Origin of the sequence: Acinetobacter sp. FDAARGOS_559, from assembly GCF_003940475.1 — a bacterium.
Lineage (GTDB): Bacteria > Pseudomonadota > Gammaproteobacteria > Pseudomonadales > Moraxellaceae > Acinetobacter > Acinetobacter baumannii.
This window is the reverse complement of sequence record NZ_RKJG01000005.1, coordinates 2,838,614-2,859,440: the sequence shown is the minus strand read 5'-3', so window position 1 is coordinate 2,859,440 and position 20,827 is coordinate 2,838,614. Positions and strand designations below refer to the sequence as shown.

The window sequence follows — 20,827 nt, the reverse complement described above, 5'->3', positions numbered from 1 at the left end:
GAACTGGCTTTTTTTATACAAAACAATGAATTTTAGACAGTCAATTTATGCCCTTCTCGAATGCAATAAAAAGGATTAGCAAGCTTTGATGAAGCTTTAATGGCTTGAGCTAACGCATGTTCAGGATCTTCACGCCCCTCATCCGTTAACTGAAAAGTTCGATAGTGAATTGCCACCGACCGATGTGCTTGTAAATCTAGATGCGCATGAACTGCATCTTGCGGATTCATATGAACATAGCTCATTAATTTACGAGGTTCATAAGCTCCGATTGGAAGTAAGGCCACACGCGGCGCGCCATAGCGCGTATGAATTTGTTTGAAGTGGCCCGCATAACCGGTATCACCCGCAAAAAAACAATGTCCTGTTTTCGCCAAAACCGAAAAACCGCCCCAAAGTGCCTTATTTTGGTCACGTAAACCCCGCCCCGAGCCATGCTGAGCAGGTGTATAAACAATTCTTAATTCGTGATAAGGAATTTCCTGCCACCAATCCATTTCAATTACATGGAACTCTTTAGGTAAGTAAAATCCGTTGCCAAGCCCTGTATAAATCGGCATAGCAAACTTCTTATGCAGCCACTCAAGCGTTGCTAAATCCATGTGGTCATAATGGTTATGGCTCAACAATACCCCGTGAATGGTAGGTAACTGCTCTAAAGCAAAACCCGCTGGGCATACACGACGTGGACCACGGCCATGTAAAGGACTTGCGTAGTCACACCATACCGGATCGGTAATAAAGTTATAAGGTCCAATTTGAATGAGTACCGTAGCATGACCTACAAACCAAACTTGCCAATCATCTAAATCCGCATGAGGACGGTTTTGTGGTAAAACAATTGGTGTATTAACACGTACATCATATTCATTCTGAATATCAACATTCCAAGTATAAGACTCACGAGTGACTAACCAACGCAACAACTCTTTCGATCCTCGTGCAGGCGATCTAGGCTGCTGATTATAAAAACGGGTATCATTTTCATGGCCCAGTTCAGGATGACAAAAAGGAGGTTTTATCCATGTATGCGTCCAACAGGACTGAGTCGGCAATTGATAAGTTAATGTCGGCTTGTCTTTCATGGGCTTATTCTATGGTTGTAGCATCAGGAGGATGAATCATTCAGTTTTCTATCTTAGCGATTTAAATAAATTAAGCTATGACACTTACACTTATTTATCATATAAATATCCCTTTTATTTTTGTCACAGCCGACATAGATCAATCTAAAGTGCCACAAAAAAATGTTTAGATGTGTTGAGTTTGTGATTCGTTAATTACTATTCTTATTAAAAGCTACTGTATAACATAACAATAGAATATAATAAGTAAAGACTTACACTGGAGGTGAGCTAATTTTTTTGTGGTTAATCTCTTATTTTTAAAACTGCTCAATTTTATCAATTTTGCTTCATATATAAACTATTAAACCAAGCAGCACATGCATTGAAAAAACTAAAAAAATATAGCAAGATGAACCGAAACATTTATTAACAAAATACTCCTTACACATTTTTTGTTAGAAATTAAGATTCTCAATTCTTAAATTAACAATACTTTTTTTCATAATATGAGAAAACTTTAAGTGAATTCCTGAAAAGTAATTTAAATTTCTTTTCTAAATTTAAAATCACTTTGGTTATGAATATGAATTAATATATTTTACAAATTAATAATTAAATAAAATTTCATATTAATTTCATAATGATTTATAAATTTTCATTTATTTTATAAATACCTAAAGCACCTTCACGCTATATAGTTTTATGCTTTATACTTTGCTTAAATCATAGTAAGACATTTTTTGGATTAGTCTTATGGAATTACGCCATCTTCGATATTTCATTACAGTTGCTGAAGAATTAAATTTTAGTAAAGCCGCTCTCAAACTCTATACTGCTCAACCCTCCCTTAGCCAACAAATTAAAGATTTAGAAGAAGATGTCGGGGTACGACTTTTAAACCGAACAAAACGTAAAGTTGAGTTAACAGAAGAAGGTGAAGTATTTTTAGAGCATGCCCGTTTAACGCTTGCTCAAGCTGATAAAGCAGTAGCGATGGCCCGCCAAGTCTCAAAGGCTAAACAACAATTATTACGTATCGGTTTCGTCCCCATCGCAGAAATGAAAATTTTTCCATACGTACTTCCAAATCTGCGCTTACAACACCCTGACCTCACCATTGAATTATCAAGTTTAAATAACGCTGAGCAACTCAAAGCCTTAAAAAGAGGTGAACTCGACATTACGTTTACCCGTGATAATACTGAAAATGATGAAATCCAAAGCCAATTTGTCTTAACAGAACCTTTAATTTTTTTATTACCAAGAAACCATCCACTTGCGAAATATGACCGTATTCCGGTCAAAGCTTTGCATGGTATTGATTTTATTATTCCGGCAGCTGAACAATCTAATACACTACACAATACAATTTTAGAGTTTACTAAAACTCATGGTATTGACCTCAATATTGTACAAAAGGCCGATAGCATTTTACTTAATATAAACTCTATTGGTTCAGGCTTAGGTTGTACTATTTTACCTGCCTATGTCGCGCCTTTAGGGGTTTCTAACACTGTAGTTCGCCCTCTAGATGTCGAATTACCTTCTTTAGATTTATTTGTTAGTTATCGTAAAAATACAGAGTCAGTCGGTGTAAAAAGATTTATTGATCAACTCAACAAAGTATTTCATCTTGATAAAAATCTAGATTAAACACCTTAGGTATATTTACGCTTATTATTAAAGAATAAATGAGTTAGAAAATTTAAATGTATGTATAAATAAATGAAATTAAAATTTATTTAATATCTTTTATCGATTAATTAATTTGAGATAATTTTTATTATATTTTAGATTGTCACACTTAATAAAAACAAAAATGACGATCTAAAGTATAAAGGTTATATAAAACCTAATGTTAAATTAACCAAACAGTAAAAAATATATTTAAGATAACAGCAAGGAGAGTTAACAAGATGGTTGGACTATTTCAGCATTTAGGACGTAGTGTACAAAACCGCCCTCACTTCTTTATTGCTTTAATTTTTGGAGTGGTTGTTGCAAGTTTATTGGCATGGCTCACTTCATGGAAATGGTCTACCATTTTATTAGCAAGCTGGAATGGCTCGATCAGTTTATATTTACTCCATGTCTGGAAACTGATGAGAAGTGCCGACCATTCACAAATGCAACAGCAAGCCAAAAAACAGGACGAAAGTAAATGGGTCATTATGCTCATTGTTTTATTGGCCATCACAATGAGTCTAGTTGCGATTTTGGTACAACTTTCCCAGCTCCCTTCTGGGCATTATGAAAAGTTAGGACATGTAGCGTTAGCTTTACTCACCATTATTTCAGCATGGCTTTTCATGCATACTGTTTTCGCTTTGCATTATGCCCATGACTTTTATATGGCTCTATCCAGAAATGAAGAGAACGGTGGGTTAGACTTCCCGGGTACTGAACATCCGACCTATCCTGACTTCTTATATTTTAGCTATATTATTGGCACCTCAGCACAAACCGCCGATGTTTCAATTACCAACAAACATATGCGTCTTTTAAACTTATTTCATGCTGTATTATCTTTTGGGTTTAACACGACCATTTTAGCGATTTGTATTAATGTTGCTGCTGGCTTTCTTACTAACTAGAACCTTTATTAAAAAACAAAAAAGCCCCATTTAGAGCGCTTTTAAGAATAACTATACTTACAACAGTTGGCCCATACTGCTTTGTTTTAAGCCTTCGCGCTGTTTGATCGTTTCAACATAACGTGTAATAGCTGGGTGCGATTCAATCGTTTTCATTTTTAATTGCCATAATAGCATGGCTCCAACACTTACATCTGCAGCGGTAAATTGTTCACCACATACATACGGATTTGCTTCACTCAGTCCTTGAACTAAAGCTTGATAAGCATCGTTATAATCACCATAACCCACAAACATTTTTTGCTCAGGTGAGATCTCTATTCCTAAAGCTTTATCGACACCAGCAGCTTCCCAAGGACCTGCCATCATAAAGAGCCAACGATAGTACAAACCACGTTTCGGATCATCTAAAGCAGGTGCCAAACCTTTGTCACTAAATTTGTCTGCCAGATATGCACAAATTGCACCTAATTCATAAATAACGACATCGCCATCTACCAATACAGGCACTTTCCCAAAAGGGTTAAGCTTTAAATATTCGGGTGATTTCATCTCGGTTCGGTATGCTACTTCAATACGTTCACATTCCACGCCAAGCTCAACCAAAAGCCAGTCTATAACGACACCACGCGATTCATTGTTAGTATAAAGTTTAAGACTCATTCTTATTGCTCCTTGTTTATCGTGATTCCTAGTCTACAAATACCTTTTGTCAGTTTTTGTCAGTAGTCCTTTGCATTTCTTGTTTCCACCATCTTTGAAACAGATGTTTTTTAAATTCCGGATATATTTCCTCACTCATTTGCAAGTTATGAATACGATCTATCCGAAAATGGCGAAATGCCTGCCGTAATTCACACCAAGCAGCAAGTACAACTTTGTCATGTAAATACCCTAAAGCAAAAGGCCAAAGAGAACGTTGACTTATACGCTTGTGTTCATCGCAATAATCGACTTTGATCTTTACTTGTTTACGGATCGCTAAACGTACTTGTTCTACTAAAGCTTCATCAACCGGGTGCCAGTAATGTGTAACACCTAGCGTCATATCATCGATCAAATATTTCCGGTGCTCTGGTAAAACCGCATAAAGTTTAGAATAGATTGAAACAGCTGCCGATTTCATTGCGTGATCTGGAACGTCTTTCAACCACTCTAAAGCTAAAAATAGAGCCTCGGCTTCATTCTCATTAAAAGTAACCGGTGGTAATAAAATGTCTTCTTTAAGCTGAAACCCCAAACCTGCCGATGCATCTATTCTCACACCTTGAGCACGTAAACTATCAATATCACGGTAAATGCTGCGAATACTAATTCCCAAGCGTTCAGCCAAGACTTGAGCAGTAACGGGATAACGAGATTCACGGAGTTGCTGTAAAAGATTTAATAGACGAATAGAGCGGCTCATTTTTTCTCTTCTTATTGTTCTTTAGTTTTAAAAAGAAGGAGGAATAAATTCCTCCTTCTTACATCATTTTAAATTACGCTACGTCCACAGTAGATAACTTTGCATACTCTCTTAAAAAGTTGTGCAGCTCAGATACATCTTTAGCAATGGTTAAAGGTTGGAACTGTTGTAGAACTTCGACCGAGTGCACTCCATAGCCCACCCCAATACGAGGCATACCCAAACGCTGAGCCATTTCAAGGTCATAACTACTATCACCAATCATAACTGCCTGTTCGACACTTACTCCAGTTACAGTCAAGATTTCTTGTAACATGAGCGGATCTGGTTTTGAACGGGTTTCATTGGCTGCTCGAGTAACATCAAACAGATGAGTACTCTGTGTTTTTGCAATCACACGGTCTAATCCACGACGGTTTTTACCCGTCGCAACTGCAAGTTTTAAACCTTGAGCTTTTAAGTCATGAAGTAGTTCAGAAATACCTTCAAACCATGCATCATTTGTCGAGTTGGCAATATAGTGATCGCCATATGCTTTTAAAATCGAATCATGCAAATCAGGTACGTCTGGAAATAAGGTCTGCATCACTTCCGGCAAACCTAAACCGATAATACTCTTTGCGGCTTCATCAGTCAGAGTTAACTTATTCTCTTCTGCCGCATGCTGTAAACTTGCCACAATCTGACCAACAGAATTATATAAAGTACCATCCCAGTCAAAAATCACTAATTCGGTTTTCAGACTCATTTTGCTACTCTCAAAGCCTCTAATAACTGGGTCATGTCTTCTGGCAACGGTGCTTCAATCGTTGGATAACCCGGAATATCCAAACGCATGGCATGTAAACACAAACGGCGTGCTTCAGGCCCCGTATATGCAGTGTTGTGCCCATATTTATCATCGCCCACCAACGGATGTCCAATACTTAAACCATGTACACGAATTTGATGGGTACGCCCTGATAAAGGAGATGCATGAACTAAAGTGGCATTTTTAAAGCGCTCTGCAACTACCCATTCGGTTTTACTTGGCTTACCTTCTTTAGATACACGTACACGACGTTCGCCATTGGCTAACTCATAACGAAATAAAGGAGCATCAATGAGCTGTTTATCAAGACTCACCTGACCTTTTACAATCGCTGCATAGGTCTTACGAATTTTGTGTTCACGCAACATATCTTGTAGCAGTTTTAAAGTGCTACGCTTCTTACTAATCATAACTAGGCCAGAAGTATCGCGGTCAATACGGTGAATCAGTTCTAAATATTTTTTACCTGTTGCCGCGCGTAGTGCCTCAATCAAACCATAAGCCACGCCACTACCGCCATGTACAGCAATACCCGATGGTTTATTTACAACTAATAGTCCTTCATCTTCATAGACCACACGGCTTAATAAACCTTGAGCCACACTGTCGCTTACAGGAACAGCAGTTTCATCTTTTTGTTCATAGCGAATAGGCGCAACACGAATCTGGTCCCCAATTGCAAGTTTGGTCTCGGCTTTAATACGTTTTTTATTCACGCGAACCTGACCTTCACGAATCAAACGATAAATTCGACTCTTTGGCACACCCTTTAAACGTGAAAACAGGAAATTATCGATTCGTTGTCCTGCTTGATGCTCATCCACCTCAAACCAAGTGACACTTTGCCATTGCTGTGTAGAATTCATACTAATATTTAAACCTGAAATTTTACGAAATTTGATTAATAAATGACCGATTAGCTTAGTTTTTTCACAAGAAATCTAAGCTTAGCCCATAGGCAGATGCTGCAAGGTTTGATATAGTCAGCGCACGGATACCACCGTAAGTGAACATCTAAAGGGAAATTTCCCTGATTGAAACCTCAATCAAAATGATGCTTTCATCACCAGCTCGGACAGGTCCTAAAGAATTATGCCGACGCCGAAGGCTTATTATATCGGCAAAATGACAAACTGTTGCGTTTAATTCAGTTTGTTCAAAAAAATATGTTACCAACTCTAGTTGGTTATGGAACGTAAACTGATACACATCAGACAAATCGCTCCTTAATGTTGCCTTCAGGCTAAAGCGTTGATGCATTGGAACTGCCGAAAGCACCGATACGATGAGCATTCCGTATCAAACTTCCAATAAAGAAGTCACTTCGCGCCCAATGACAGTGAAAGTCATTAACCAATGCACCGCTCACCCGCCAGTGAAGCAAAAAGGAATTCCGATTTAAAGGTTGAAGCAGTATTGCCTACATCACAGACGAGAATCGAAGCTAAGGCTAAATGTAGCCGGTAACAGATGACTCAGACCACAAGTATTTTGAGATCTGGGAAATGATCCGTCATGTTCGATGTTCGTTCAGAACCTTTAAGTTTGTTTGGTTTGTTTGTGTGAGTCACTATTAGGTGTCACACCCATGAAACGTATGTTGATTAATGCAACTCATGCCGAAGAAGTTCGCGTTGCACTTATCACTGGTAATCGTCTTTACGATTTTGATTTAGAGAATCGTACCCGAGAACAGAAAAAATCCAATATCTATAAAGGGCATGTCACCCGCGTAGAACCATCTTTAGAAGCTGTTTTTGTTGAATATGGCGCAGGTCGTCAAGGCTTCTTGTCTATGCGTGAAATTGCGAATAGCTATTTTCAGGCAGACCCACGTCAAACTTCAAACATTCGTGAACTTATTACTGAAGGCACAGAGCTTTTAGTTCAGGTTGAAAAAGAAGAACGTGGTAATAAAGGTGCAGCACTTTCTACGTTTATTTCCCTTGCAGGCCGTTATTTAGTTCTTATGCCAAATAACCCGAAAGGTGGTGGTATTAGCCGTCAAATTTCAGGTTCAGTACGTGAAGAATTAAAAGAAATTTTAGCTTCTTTAAATGTACCTCGTGGTATGAGCGTTATTGTTCGTACTGCCGGTATTGGGCGTACTCAAGAAGAATTACAGCTCGATTTACAACACTTGCTTGACCTTTGGGCACAAATCCAAGGTACAGCGAGCTCAGGCCCTTCTCCGATGCTTGTTCATCAAGAAGCGGGTGTAGTAACACGTGCAATTCGTGATTACTTACGTGATGACGTTGCTGAAATCTTAATTGATAGCGAACAAGCTTATAATGAAGCATATAACTTTGTTAAAGCAGTGATGCCTCGTCAATTAGACAAATTAAAAACTTATACTTTAAACGAGCCATTGTTTGCTCATTTTGGTATTGAAAGCCAAATTCAAACTGCTTATGAACGTGAAGTAAAACTTCCTTCTGGCGGTTCAATTGTGATTGACCAGACCGAAGCTTTAGTTTCAATCGATATTAACTCTGCGAAATCGACTCGCGGTCATGATGTTGAAGAAACTGCACTGAACACCAACCTTGAAGCAGCAGAAGAAATTGCTCGCCAGCTTCGTTTACGTGACATTGGCGGTTTAGTTGTTATCGACTTCATCGATATGACTAAAGAACGCAATCAACGTATGGTTGAAGCAAAACTTCGTGAAGCAACACAAAGCGATCGTGCACGTATCCAGTTCGGTCAATTGTCTCGTTTTGGCTTAATGGAAATGAGCCGTCAACGCTTACGCCCATCGCTTGAAGAAGCAACAGGTTATGTATGCCCTCGCTGTCATGGTACAGGCATGGTTCGTGATTTACGTTCGCTTTCTCTTTCAATTATGCGTAAAGTTGAAGAGATTGCACTCCGCGAACGTCATGGTGAAGTTCAGGTTGAAGTTCCAGTTGAAATTGCAGCCTTTTTGCTTAATGAAAAACGCCATAGTCTGGTGTATTTAGAGCAAACTTCTGGTGTACGTGTGACTGTATTGCCACACCCGCACTTAGAAACTCCACATTACGAAATTGCATATAACCCAGATGGCTTTGCTCCATCTAGCTATGAACGTACAGAAGCAACACGTTCGAGCGAGAAAGAGTTAGGTTATGAGTCTTCTGAATGGCATTTAGAAGAAGCAGATCATGGCCATGCTCATGTAACTGCTACAGCTTCAACTCATGCTGCGGCTCAGAAAAAAGCAAATCATGCAACTCAACCTGTAGCACAACCTTCTGCTCAAAAAGCGGCAAGCCCTTGTGCATGGTTAGAAAACCTGTTTGTTCAAAAACAAGCGCAAACAGTTGATCAATCTCGTTCAGCACAAAATGCTGCTGCTGCGATTGAGCAAATGGTGAATACAGGCGCAGTAAGCCGTGGACAGTTCGGTCAAGTAGCCGTACCTGCTGTTGCAGAAGTTGCGCCAGTTCAATCAAATAACGCTTATATTTCACAGTCACCTGTGAAACAAGACGTTCGTGAACATGTTGAAAAAGATGATAAATCTCAGCAACAACGTCAGAACAACAAAAAGCGTAAACATAAAGAGCAACGTGAACAACATCACCAATCACATGAACAGCAACATCAAGTTCATGAAGAAGTGGTTCAATTGTCACGCCAAGAACAACGTGAGTTAAAACGTCAGCAAAAACGTCAACAGCAGCAAGATCAGCAACATCAAAATAATGATGTACAACACACTGAAAATGCTGTGCCACGTCGTGACCGTAATAATCAACAACGTCCAAACCGTCCAAATCGCCACCGCGATCCAAGTGTATTAAATGAAAATCAAAATACACCGGTTGTTGTTGATGAAAAACAAATTAAGGTTGATGTGATTGATGCACCTAAGCATGATGTCATGAACACTGCTTTAATCATCAATGTTGATCAAGGTCAAAGTGAGATTGTTGCACTTACACCTGAGCGTCGTCACGTTGAGCGAGTTGAAACGACTTCTACTGAAGTTGCTCAAGAGCCAACTCCAGCTCCTGTTGTAGCCGAGAAAGCTGCTGTAGTTGGAACCAAAGAAGAAGCTCAGCCAAGCCAAGAAGCTGCTCAGCCACAAATCAAACGTGCTAGCAATGACCCTCGTATGCGTCGTCGTCAGCAACGTGAGGCTAAACACGCTAAGGCAGCTACGCCATCTATTGCGCCATCGCAAATTCCAACTTTGGCACAACACACAATCGGTAGTTTAATCCGTCATGTGTATGGTGAAGATTGCACCGTATTGATTGAACAATTTGGTCTAGTCCCAACGTTTAATCGTGCTTTGCAGAAATTTGCAGAACAGTATGCAAGTACGTTAGTAGTTGAAGTTACTGCTGAAACGGAAGAGAAAAAGCCGGTAACTCGTGATGCAGAACTTCCAAGCCACAAACCGGCTGAAGAAGCAGAACCTGCACCAGTACTTCCGCTTACTCCGCCTCAAGCACCAGCTCCACGTGTTGCAAATGACCCGCGTGAACGTCGTCGTTTAGCAAAACTTGCTGCGGAACAAGCATTTGAGCAAGTGAAACAACAACATTCTGCTCAAGAAGAAGTTGCTACTCCTGCTCCTGTAGCAGAAGAAACCGTTGCTGCTCCAACTGCTGAAACACAAGCAACAGTTGAACCAGCACAACAACCGCTTGAACTTAATCAGTCAACTGAAGTCGTACAACCTGAAGCTGCTCCTGCAGAGGAAAAAGCTACAGAAGAAACAGTAGCTGAAGCTCCTGCGGCAAAGGAACCTGCGCCATCAAAAGCAGCAAGCAAAGCGAAAGCAGCGGCTGAAGAAACAGTAGTTCCGACTGAAGCAACAACTGATGCCGAATCAGAAGACGTTAAGGCAGATAAGGACAAACCGAGTCGCCCTCGTCGCCCTCGTGGCCGTCCGCCAAAAAAAGCTAATCCTGTAGCTGAGTAAGCCATTTGCTCAATTGCAGCTAATTTAAACAAACCTAGTCATTTCGATGACTAGGTTTTTTTTGTTATTTTTAGCCAATTAGGTTGATTGCACTAGAAGAAAAGTTTTAAAAGCATGGTGAACCATGAAAACTATTGGACTTTTTGCCCACACAACCTTTTTTGGATTGATCGAAAAATAAATAGGATTGATATGAGCCAGACAACACAGACCGATATCATTACGCTTGGTGATGTTGCCACAAGACTTCCTAGCTTCATTCCCAAAGTACCCCATATCCTAAATGGTCTTAAACAGGCTTATTTAAGAACATCAAATACTCCAACAGGTTTGGGTATTGCTTTTGAAAAAGCTGTTAAAAGAAATCCGAAAGGCACGGCATTATTATTTGAAGATCAAAGTTATTCTTATGAAGCTTTAAATGAATGGGCAAACCAGATTTCCCATTACTATCTTTCTCTCGGAGCGCGTAAAGGGGACGTCATTGCTGTAATGATTGAAAATCGCTCTGAGCTGATTGCAACAATTGTTGGTTTAGCCAAAATTGGTGTGACAATTGCACTTGTAAATACATCTCAAGTCGGTAAGGTTCTCGCTCATAGCATCAATCTTGTAAAACCTATTGCCGTTATTGCTGGTGAAGAAGCCCGAGCTGCTATTGATGAAATTCGCCAAGACTTAAATGTACCTAAAGACCGCTTTCACTGGTTCGCAGATCAGGCAACACGTCAAAACTCGGGTACAGCGCCTGAAGGCTATGTCAATCTTGCGGACCAAATTGATCAATTTCCAAAATTCAATCCGTCTACTACCCGCTCTGTCACTGGTAACGATGGTCTGTTCTATATCTACACATCAGGTACAACAGGTTTACCAAAGGCGGTTATTTTCAAACACAGTCGCTGGACATTAGCGTATGGCACCTATGGACATATCTTAAACTTAGGACCAGATGACGTCATGTACGTGACCTTACCGCTTTACCATGCAACAGGCGTGGTGGTTTGCTGGTGTGGCGTTATCGCGGGCAGTGCAACACTTGCGATTCGACGTAAATATTCGACTAGCGCATTCTGGAAAGATGTTCAAAAATTTAATGCATCTGCCATTGGGTATGTTGGTGAACTTTGCCGCTACTTGATGGATGCTCCTGTTACCGAGCTTGACCGCAACCATCGTGTAACCAAAATGATTGGTAATGGTATGCGCCCAAATATCTGGGACAAGTTCAAACAACGCTTTGGTGTTAAAGAAGTACTTGAGCTTTATGCATCGAGTGAAGGCAATGTTGGATTTAGTAATATTTTCAACTTTGACAATACGGTAGGCTTCTCTCCTACTCCATATGCCATTATCCAGTTCGATAAAGAGAAAAACGAACCAATACGCGATAAAAATGGCTGGTGCCAGAAAGTAAAAGCAGGTGAAGTTGGCCTACTTATCGGGAAAATTACCAGCCGCTCGCCATTTGATGGCTACACCGACCCTGAAAAGAACAAGTCTGTGATCTGGAAAGATGTCTTCAAGAAAGGCGATTCTTATTTCAACACAGGTGATTTGGTCCGTGACATCGGCTTCCGTCATGCACAGTTCGTTGACCGTCTAGGTGATACTTTCCGATGGAAAGGTGAAAACGTATCAACGACTGAAGTTGAAAACATGGTATGCGAATACGACAAAATTGCCGAAGCTGTCGTTTATGGGGTAGAAATTCCAAATACTAATGGCCGTGCCGGTATGGCAGCGATCACTCTCGCAGATGGTGAAGAGCTAAATGATGCTGATTTAACCGAAATGGTGACCGTATTTAAGAAATGTTTACCTACCTATGCAGTACCTGTATTTTTACGTGTACAAAAAAAGGTCGAAACAACAGGTACATTTAAATATCAGAAGAATAAACTGAAGGAAGAAGCGTTTAATCCAAGCAAAACTTCTGAACGTTTACTCGCTTTATTACCTGGTGCAAGCAGTTATTGTGATATCACAACTGAAATTTTTGACAATATTCAGGCGTATAAATACCGTTTTTAGTTTATTTTTTAGCTAAACAAGAGGAAATCGTGCTTTTTATAAGCAATCATGCAAATGTTTTTAAATTTCCTCTTGTGTTAGTTGAATAACTTGCTAAAATACGCGACATCAAAACGATACAGTGTTTAGAAGTGTTACTTCTCTCTGAGTCAGTTCGAGTTTGAATGCTAAAGAAAATTATAGATTTTCTCCTGCATCCAAGTAAAACAAGGTTTTACTTAATTCTCGCTCAGGGTCGTTAGCTCAGTTGGTAGAGCAGCGGACTTTTAATCCGTTGGTCCCGCGTTCGAGTCGCGGACGACCCACCACTTATTAGTTTTGAACCTATTTGGGTCGTTAGCTCAGTTGGTAGAGCAGCGGACTTTTAATCCGTTGGTCCCGCGTTCGAGTCGCGGACGACCCACCAAATTCTAAAAAGCCTCTCAGTTCGGGAGGCTTTTTTTATTGTTATCCTATTTTCTTTTTATGACTAAAAGATGACGATACATTTGCGATTTAAAACTTCCCCCACCCAATTCATAAAAACTTCTAGTCGCTTTGGAATATAACTCCTGTTGGGATACAAAATATTAAGTGGAAGCGATGGTGCACTGTAAGCACTCAGCACCTCAACTAAAATCCCCTGTTCAATTTTATCCTGAACATCATAATAAGGAAGTTGAATAATTCCCAAACCTGCACAAGCAGCGGCGATATAGGCCTCGGTATTGTTCACGCTTAAAGCACTATCCATCATCACAGTTCCACCTTGATATATAAATTCTCCCTGCTTTTCTCCTACAGCTCCTGCGTAATTAATTAATTTATGCTGTTCAAGATCATTTAACTGCTCAGGAATACCATAATCTTGTAAATATTGCGGGCTGGCACAATTCACCATCACCAAATGACCAATAAATCTTGCAATTAAACTGCTGTTATCTAGCTCTCCTACCCGAACAACACAGTCAATTCCCTTTTCAATTAAGTCAGTCAGGTCATCAGAACTATTGAGCTGCAAATGAATATCCGGATAACGATGATAAAAATCAGGCAGTTCAGGAATAATCACTTGATGCACAATCCGGCTAGGCATCGAAATTTTTAATGTGCCACGGTAATGCTGTTTTTGTGTCTGGATCAACTGTTCTAATTGTTCATAATCAAACAACAGGTTTTGGCATTCTGGCAATATTCGTTGGCCATCTTGAGTAAGACTGACTTTACGGGTAGTACGATGAAATAAGCGTACTCCATAGTGAGTTTCTAACTGTTGAATGGCACTCGTCACTGTCGAGCGAGGTAGATCAAGCTGATTTGCTACTTCACTAAAGCTTTGTCGTTTAGCGACTTCTGTAAAAATATAAAATTGCTGCAACCGATCCATTTTAATTGTTCGTATTTTCTGAATAGTTAAACCAAACTAGCATAATTGATCACAAATTACTGCCAATCTAGACTTAAAAACGCTAAAACAATTCATCATAGGAACAATCATCATGACAACTCATAGCCTCAAAGATAAAGTTGTATTGATTACTGGCGGTGCTAAAAACCTAGGCGGACTCATTAGTCGTAAATTTGCAGAACAGGGTGCAAAACTCGCAATTCATTATAATAGTTCGGAAACTCAGGCAGATGCAGAGCAGACCTTAGCAGATGTTAAAGCATTGGGTGCAGATGCAATTCTAATTCAGGCAGATCTAACTCATATTGAAAATATTGAAAAACTGTTTATAGATACGAAACAACATTTTGGTGGTATCGATATTGCGATTAATACCGTCGGAAAAGTCCTTAAAAAACCGTTTTTAGAAACCACCGAACAAGAGTTTGATAGCATGAGTGATATCAACTCAAAAATTGCCTATTTCTTTATTCAATCGGCGGGTCGACATTTAAATAACGGCGGAAAAATCTGTTCAATCGTAACTTCTCTTCTTGCTGCTTACACAGGGTTCTATTCAACCTATGAAGGTTTAAAAGCACCTGTTGAGCATTACACCCGCGCTGCATCGAAAGAATTTGGAGATCGCCAAATTTCTGTGACTGCTGTTGCACCGGGACCAATGGACACACCATTCTTTTATGGTCAAGAGTCTGCCGAAGCAGTCGCTTACCATAAATCAGCTTCAGCTTTAGGTGGACTTACTAAAATTGAAGATATTGAGCCATTAGTCCGTTTCTTAGTCACCGACGGTTGGTGGATTACAGGTCAGACGATTTTCGCAAATGGTGGTTATACTACCCGCTAAAATTAAAAAAGCCGCATCTCATCGTGCGGCTTTTTCTTTATAATGCTTTGATTATAAGAACTCTTCGAGTACCGAGTTTAAGAAAATATGCCCCTGCTCTGTACAAGCCAAACGACCGCTATCCTCTACTAGTAACTTTCTAGCTCGTAATGAAGTGAGTATCTTATTTAAATGATCTAAGCTTAAGCCTGTACGCTGCTCATATAGCTTAGCTTTTACTCCATCATTTAAACGTAAAGCGTTCATCATAAACTCAAAAGGTAGTTCATCTGCTTCAATCTTTTTCATTTGCAAATGTTCGGCTGGAACCTTAGCCAAATAGTCTTTCGGTAAACGAGTCTTTTGGAAACGATATACTCCATCTGGTCGGGTTACTTTACCATGTGCTCCTGCACCAATCGCAAGATAATCACCAAACTGCCAATAATTTAAATTATGAACTGAAGGCTGCTCTTTACGCCAAGCTGACACTTCATAATTGATAAAGCCATTTGCTTTTAGATAGGCTTCACCTTGCTCTTGAATATCTTCTAACACCTCATCTTGAGGTAAAACAGGCTGTGTTCGGAAAAACACAGTATTTGGCTCAATGGTCAGTTGATACCAACTGATATGTGTTGCACCCTGCTCTACAGCCGTCTTTAAATCATAAAGTGCTTGCTCTAGTGTTTGTTCTGGCAAGCCATGCATCAAATCGACATTAACTCGCTTAAAGCCTGCTTGTCTTGCTTGCTCAATTGCATCCATAGCATTGTTGGCTGAATGAATACGCCCAAGTTTTTGCAAGTGATCGGTATTAAAAGTCTGTACACCAATCGATAAACGATTAATTCCTGCTTCTAAATAGCCTGCAAACAGGTCATGTTCTAGTGTTCCCGGATTAGCTTCTAAAGTAATTTCACAGTCATCTTCAAAGTTAAGCAGCGATTTAAGCTGTTCAAATAGCCATGCATAACCTTTAGCAGAAATAAGTGAAGGTGTTCCACCACCAATAAATACACTGTGAATTGAACGTCCTTGTGCCATCTCGACTTGAGTTTCAAAGTCGGCCACTAACGCTTTTAAATACGTTTGCTCAAGTTCTGCCGAAAGCGCGCCATCAGGCACCGCATGTGAGTTAAAGTCGCAATAGGGACATTTACGCACGCACCAAGGCATGTGGATATATAAAGATAAAGGAACAGAAGCAGGATTTAATACGGCCAAGGAACAGGGTCCAATTTACACAATATTTCTATTTTAACATGACTGCATCAATGGGCTTATGAAAACATACCTTAATTGCTTTAGACTGTTTTTAAACATACTTAAATATTGATAAAAATGATGAAATTCTCTAGTCAACTTTTCCTGATCTTACCCTTAGCTATGGGAATCGGTGTTGCCATGGCTTTTCAGACTGCAATTAATGCTCAGCTTCGTGAGCAATTACACTCACCTTTGCAAGCAGCATTGTTATCATTTTTCATAGGTACTATCGTCTTAGCCATTATGGTGTTCTTCCAAAGTGCCGAGAAACCGAGTTTAAGTGAAATATCCAATATTCCATGGCTTCTCTGGACCGGAGGATTTCTTGGGGTTTATGCAATTAGCATGAGCATTTATACTGCACCTAAGCTTGGTTTTTTAACCTTTACAGGGTTAGTCGTTTTTGGGCAATTGGTCATTTCTATGTTACTTGACCATTTTGGCTGGTTAGGTACCGAAAAGACACCTGTTACATGGCAACGGTTTCTAGGTGGAGTGGTCATCTTTGTTGGTGTATTACTTACCTTGCAACGCTAGTTTCATTTTTTATATTTATAAAGAGTACCTTTTGTGTCGAATGTCACGTCGTTTCGGTCTGAATTAAAACAACTCTTCCATTTAATGTTACCTATTTTAATTACGCAGTTTGCTCAAGCAGGGTTCGGGTTAATTGATACCATTATGGCTGGGCATTTATCTGCCGCAGACTTAGCCGCGATTGCGGTAGGTGTAGGCTTATGGATTCCAGTCATGCTCTTGTTCAGTGGCATAATGATTGCAACCACACCATTAGTTGCCGAAGCAAAAGGCGCTAGAAATACAGAGCAAATTCCAGTGATTGTCCGCCAATCATTATGGGTTGCAGTAATTCTAGGGGTATTGGCAATGCTCATTTTGCAGCTTATGCCATTTTTCTTACATGTGTTTGGCGTACCAGAAAGTTTACAACCTAAAGCCAGTTTATTCTTACATGCAATTGGTTTGGGTATGCCCGCTGTAACCATGTATGCAGCGCTCCGAGGCTATTCCGAAGCATTAGGCCATCCCCGCCCTGTCACGGTCATTAGCTTACTAGCCTTAGTGGTTTTAATCCCGCTTAACATGATTTTTATGTATGGCTTAGGACCAATACCTGCTTTGGGTAGCGCAGGCTGTGGTTTTGCAACATCCATTTTACAGTGGCTGATGCTCATTACGTTAGCAGGCTATATTTATAAGGCTTCGGCTTATCGAAACACATCTATTTTTAGCAGATTCGATAAAATTAACCTGACTTGGGTTAAAAGAATTTTACAGCTTGGTCTGCCAATTGGTTTAGCTGTGTTTTTTGAAGTGAGTATTTTTAGTACAGGGGCATTGGTCCTTAGCCCTCTAGGGGAAGTCTTTATTGCCGCACACCAAGTAGCAATTTCAGTCACTTCGGTACTGTTTATGATTCCACTTTCTCTTGCCATTGCTTTAACCATTCGCGTGGGAACATATTATGGTGAAAAGAACTGGGCTTCCATGTACCAAGTACAAAAAATTGGTCTAAGCACAGCAGTATTTTTTGCTCTATTGACCATGTCTTTTATTGCTCTAGGCCGTGAACAAATTGTCTCGGTTTATACTCAAGATATAAATGTTGTGCCGGTTGCCATGTATTTGCTCTGGTTTGCAATGGCATATCAATTAATGGATGCCCTACAAGTTAGCGCTGCCGGCTGTTTAAGAGGTATGCAAGATACTCAGGCACCGATGTGGATCACCTTAATGGCGTATTGGGTAATTGCTTTTCCAATCGGTCTTTATTTAGCGCGTTATACCGATTGGGGCGTAGCTGGTGTGTGGTTAGGTTTAATTATTGGTTTAAGTATTGCCTGTGTTTTATTGCTCTCACGACTCTATTTGAATACCAAACGTTTAAGTCAAACCTAATAAAAAAGCCGATGAAACATCGGCTTTTTTTATTTTATGCAGTCTTTGCCCGTGGGCTTGCTCCAATTTGCCAGACAAATGGTAAATCCGTACGGTTTACTTCCCAATCTCCAATCACCTTTTCTTTATAAATAAGCGGATTATGTGAAGACACAGTCCGAGCATTACGCCAGAAACGGTCAAGTTGTTTCACTTGGCTACTCGCCGATGCGCCTAAAGCATTAAATAACTGGCTTGTTAAATCGAGTACTAGATTAGAAATCACCACCTGCCCTTGTGCCGACTCAAGCTCGGCATCTACATTAAACTGGTGCTCTTTCACTTCGGATTCGGCAAAATGGCTTTCATAGGCTTTTTGCAGTGCCTCAGCGGTTTTTAAGGTAATTGCTTCACTTGCATACGCTTGAGCTGAGGCTTTGCCGACCACTTGTAAAACCTGTGGGTCGTGACGAACCAAGTCCCCATTACCATGACTAAAAATACGTTTACGTTCACGAATTTCCTGACTAAACGTCTCAACCGCGGCACGCGCAATACCCGTTAAAGTTGCAAGATGCACCACTTGATAAAAAGCGGTCTGATATTTAAAACGCTGGTCAAATGGAATGAGGTGTGAAGCTGGCAAATGAACCTGATGTACTTTTAAAGTACCACTGCCCGTTGTCTTTTGACCAAAACCATCCCAGTCATCAATCACGCTCACCCCTGTTTCATGGCGGTAAATAGCAGCAATCACATGACGGTCATTTACTTCATCGTAAGCAAATAAATCAATCCAGTCTGCAAAGATACTTCCTGTTGAATAGTACTTTTCGCCATTTACCACCAAGTTACCCGAAGCATCTTTAGTGACTCGTGTAACGACATCACCAATCTGTACGTTTCCAACTTCTGTCCACGCATTCCCGACTAAATCACCTTGTACGAAACGCTGAAACCAGACTTCCTGAGAATGCTCTTTATGAGCAACCAAGCGGTCTTCAACAAATGCGAAATGACCTCGTAAAGCTTGCACAATATTGGAGTCAGCTTCTGCTAACTCTGCCAAAAGCTGGAACAGTTGAGGTAATGAGACCCCATCTCCACCATATTTACGGGGTATTCGTACAGCACCCAACTTGGCTTCTTTTAACCACTGAATCGGTTCAAAAGGCAAGATTCGCTCTTTTTCCCGTTGAATTGCGCCTTGGGCAATTTTTTCAAAAATGGGACGGAACCTGTTTGCAACCTTTTCGTAATCAGCGCCTACTGACAGTTCTTCTAATTCAATTTGAGCTGTTGTCATCGTTATTCTCCTAATTTTGTTTTTTCTTTCAATTTAGCTCCATGCATGACGAGGCGGCTGAACTCCATTGAGATAATAGTTACCAACAATGTGATATTTCCAACGCACAGGGTCATGCAAAGTGTGGGTACGGGCATTGCGCCAGTGACGGTCAAGGTTGAGTTCAGATAAAGTAGAACGCGTACCCGACAACTCAAAAAGTTTATTGGCTGCCAAAATAGCAATTTCTGTGGTGAGTACTTTTGCCTCGGCAACCAATAGGGTGGCTTGGTTTACATGTTCTTCGGTGGTGTTGGCAATGGCCTGATCAATTGCATCTCCAGCCAAATCCAATACCGCTTCTGCTGCACGTAGTTTGATTTTTAGGTCACCAATATTTGCAATGGTGTAAGGGTCATCACTGGCTTTTTCCAGACCTGAATCAATCCATGCACGACTATGATTTTTGACATATTGAATTGTTTCTTCAATTGCACCACGCGCAATACCTGCATCGACCGCAGCCTGAATAAACTGAGAAATAGCACCTGCTGGTGTTGGGCGCTCAAATGCTTGGTAAATTGGAACTAAATATTCTTCACGTACTGGCACCTGATTCAGCTCTACCGTGCCGCTAGCTGTAGTACGTTGTCCAAAACCAGACCAGTCATTAATAATATTGACCCCAGATGTTTCACGTGGCACAAGTGCAGCATAAGGTTGCCCTAGTTCATTTACAGCAACAATTGGAATCCAATGTGCGAGCAAGGCACCCGTTGCAAAGAATTTCTTGCCATTAATTTCATAACCATGCTCGGTCTTTCGTAATGTGGTAGTGAGGTCTGCTACTGTCTTACTGTGTTTTTCGGAAAATGCATTCCCAAAACGAATTCCTCTTAACACCAAGTTAAAGAAGAACTGTTGCTGTTCAGGTTTCGCATCTAGTTTTAAATGTTCAATAAAAGCCAAGTGGTTTTGAGGCAACTGAGCAAGAGAAGGATCGACACTCGCAATTGTTTTGATCACTTCCGCTAAAGTTCGATACTTGACTTGCGCCCCACCAAATTGCTTAGGTACTGTAATGGCCCACAGGCCACTTTGTGAGAACTGTTGAATTTCATTTAAGGGTAAACGGCGCTCTCTATCTCGATCTGAGGCTTCTGTGGCAAATTCTTGAGCAAGTTGCTTGGCAATCTCTATTGCCTCTTCATCAGAACGAATAATATGTGCGTCTTTCGACTGCTCGAATACAGATAAAGGAACCGCTTGAGAGCGCCCATAGGACGAATTTAGACTGGTCATAACTTTTATTGTCTCTATTTCTTATTT

16 protein-coding genes and 2 tRNA genes are annotated in these 20,827 nt (G+C 40.3%); 9 read left to right on the top strand and 9 right to left on the bottom strand.

Going from position 1 to position 20,827, the window contains the following annotated elements; all coding sequences use genetic code 11:
- Window positions 1–32: 32 nt before the first annotated feature.
- Window positions 33–1,085 (bottom strand): MBL fold metallo-hydrolase, encoded by a 1,053-nt coding sequence (locus tag EGS71_RS15230; protein ID WP_000653395.1) that lies wholly within the window; start codon window positions 1,083–1,085, stop codon window positions 33–35.
- A gap of 735 nt (window positions 1,086–1,820) precedes the next feature.
- Between EGS71_RS15230 and hcaR the strand changes: the two genes are divergently transcribed.
- Together hcaR and EGS71_RS15220 are read left to right on the top strand one after the other, a co-directional pair.
- Window positions 1,821–2,720 (top strand): DNA-binding transcriptional regulator HcaR, encoded by a 900-nt coding sequence (gene hcaR, locus EGS71_RS15225; RefSeq protein WP_000423241.1) that lies wholly within the window; start codon window positions 1,821–1,823, stop codon window positions 2,718–2,720.
- A 263-nt stretch (window positions 2,721–2,983) separates the two neighbouring features.
- The gene (locus tag EGS71_RS15220; RefSeq protein WP_000232918.1) at window positions 2,984–3,661 is read left to right on the top strand and encodes a DUF1345 domain-containing protein; all 678 of its coding nucleotides are present in this window, start codon (window positions 2,984–2,986) and stop codon (window positions 3,659–3,661) included.
- 57 nt (window positions 3,662–3,718) lie between these two features.
- Here EGS71_RS15220 and EGS71_RS15215 read toward each other — a convergent pair whose 3' ends face one another.
- From EGS71_RS15215 to EGS71_RS15200, 4 genes are all read right to left on the bottom strand, one after another.
- Window positions 3,719–4,324 carry a glutathione S-transferase family protein gene (locus EGS71_RS15215; protein ID WP_000053846.1) on the bottom strand — a complete coding sequence of 202 codons (606 nt, stop codon included), beginning with the start codon at window positions 4,322–4,324 and terminating at the stop codon, window positions 3,719–3,721.
- 49 nt (window positions 4,325–4,373) lie between these two features.
- Window positions 4,374–5,069, bottom strand: a complete 696-nt coding sequence (locus EGS71_RS15210; protein WP_000091413.1) for a helix-turn-helix transcriptional regulator — start codon at window positions 5,067–5,069, stop codon at window positions 4,374–4,376.
- A gap of 73 nt (window positions 5,070–5,142) precedes the next feature.
- Window positions 5,143–5,817 (bottom strand): HAD-IA family hydrolase, encoded by a 675-nt coding sequence (locus EGS71_RS15205; RefSeq protein ID WP_000054130.1) that lies wholly within the window; start codon window positions 5,815–5,817, stop codon window positions 5,143–5,145.
- Entirely contained in the window at window positions 5,814–6,746 is a 933-nt protein-coding gene (locus EGS71_RS15200) for an RluA family pseudouridine synthase (RefSeq protein ID WP_001089412.1), read from the bottom strand. The genes EGS71_RS15205 and EGS71_RS15200 overlap by 4 nt, the downstream gene beginning before the upstream one ends.
- A 722-nt stretch (window positions 6,747–7,468) precedes the next feature.
- On the opposite strand from EGS71_RS15200, the gene EGS71_RS15190 reads away from it, so the two are divergent.
- The 4 genes from EGS71_RS15190 (at window position 7,469) to EGS71_RS15175 (ending at window position 13,241) form a co-directional block, all read left to right on the top strand.
- Window positions 7,469–10,801, top strand: coding sequence for an Rne/Rng family ribonuclease (locus tag EGS71_RS15190; protein ID WP_000827322.1), 3,333 nt, complete (start codon window positions 7,469–7,471; stop codon window positions 10,799–10,801).
- A 192-nt stretch (window positions 10,802–10,993) separates the two neighbouring features.
- A complete protein-coding gene (locus tag EGS71_RS15185; protein WP_000084310.1) occupies window positions 10,994–12,835 on the top strand; it encodes a long-chain-acyl-CoA synthetase in 1,842 nt (613 codons plus the stop codon).
- Between the two features lie 232 nt (window positions 12,836–13,067).
- Window positions 13,068–13,143: transfer RNA gene (locus EGS71_RS15180), tRNA-Lys, on the top strand.
- Between the two features lie 22 nt (window positions 13,144–13,165).
- Window positions 13,166–13,241: transfer RNA gene (locus EGS71_RS15175), tRNA-Lys, on the top strand.
- Between the two features lie 63 nt (window positions 13,242–13,304).
- Here EGS71_RS15175 and EGS71_RS15170 read toward each other — a convergent pair.
- Window positions 13,305–14,201: a LysR family transcriptional regulator gene (locus EGS71_RS15170; protein ID WP_000375490.1), complete on the bottom strand. Its 897-nt coding sequence runs from the start codon at window positions 14,199–14,201 to the stop codon at window positions 13,305–13,307.
- 112 nt (window positions 14,202–14,313) lie between these two features.
- Here EGS71_RS15170 and EGS71_RS15165 point away from each other — a divergent pair, with 112 nt between their 5' ends.
- Entirely contained in the window at window positions 14,314–15,069 is a 756-nt protein-coding gene (locus tag EGS71_RS15165; RefSeq protein WP_000207252.1) for an SDR family oxidoreductase, read from the top strand.
- A 51-nt stretch (window positions 15,070–15,120) separates the two neighbouring features.
- Here the strand turns inward: EGS71_RS15165 and hemW are convergent, their stop codons facing one another.
- Window positions 15,121–16,275 carry a radical SAM family heme chaperone HemW gene (hemW, locus tag EGS71_RS15160; protein WP_000279707.1) on the bottom strand — a complete coding sequence of 385 codons (1,155 nt, stop codon included), beginning with the start codon at window positions 16,273–16,275 and terminating at the stop codon, window positions 15,121–15,123.
- Between the two features lie 117 nt (window positions 16,276–16,392).
- Between hemW and EGS71_RS15155 the strand changes: the two genes are divergently transcribed.
- A complete protein-coding gene (locus EGS71_RS15155; RefSeq protein WP_001984522.1) occupies window positions 16,393–16,854 on the top strand; it encodes a DMT family transporter in 462 nt (153 codons plus the stop codon).
- Window positions 16,855–16,887: 33 nt separating this feature from the next.
- Window positions 16,888–18,234: a multidrug efflux MATE transporter AbeM gene (gene abeM / locus EGS71_RS15150; RefSeq protein ID WP_000073360.1), complete on the top strand. Its 1,347-nt coding sequence runs from the start codon at window positions 16,888–16,890 to the stop codon at window positions 18,232–18,234.
- Window positions 18,235–18,268: 34 nt separating this feature from the next.
- Here abeM and EGS71_RS15145 read toward each other — a convergent pair whose 3' ends face one another.
- Entirely contained in the window at window positions 18,269–19,519 is a 1,251-nt protein-coding gene (locus EGS71_RS15145) for an acyl-CoA dehydrogenase family protein (protein WP_000205418.1), read from the bottom strand.
- A gap of 33 nt (window positions 19,520–19,552) precedes the next feature.
- A complete protein-coding gene (locus tag EGS71_RS15140) occupies window positions 19,553–20,800 on the bottom strand; it encodes an SfnB family sulfur acquisition oxidoreductase (protein WP_000202660.1) in 1,248 nt (415 codons plus the stop codon).
- Between the last annotated feature and the right edge of the window lie 27 nt (window positions 20,801–20,827).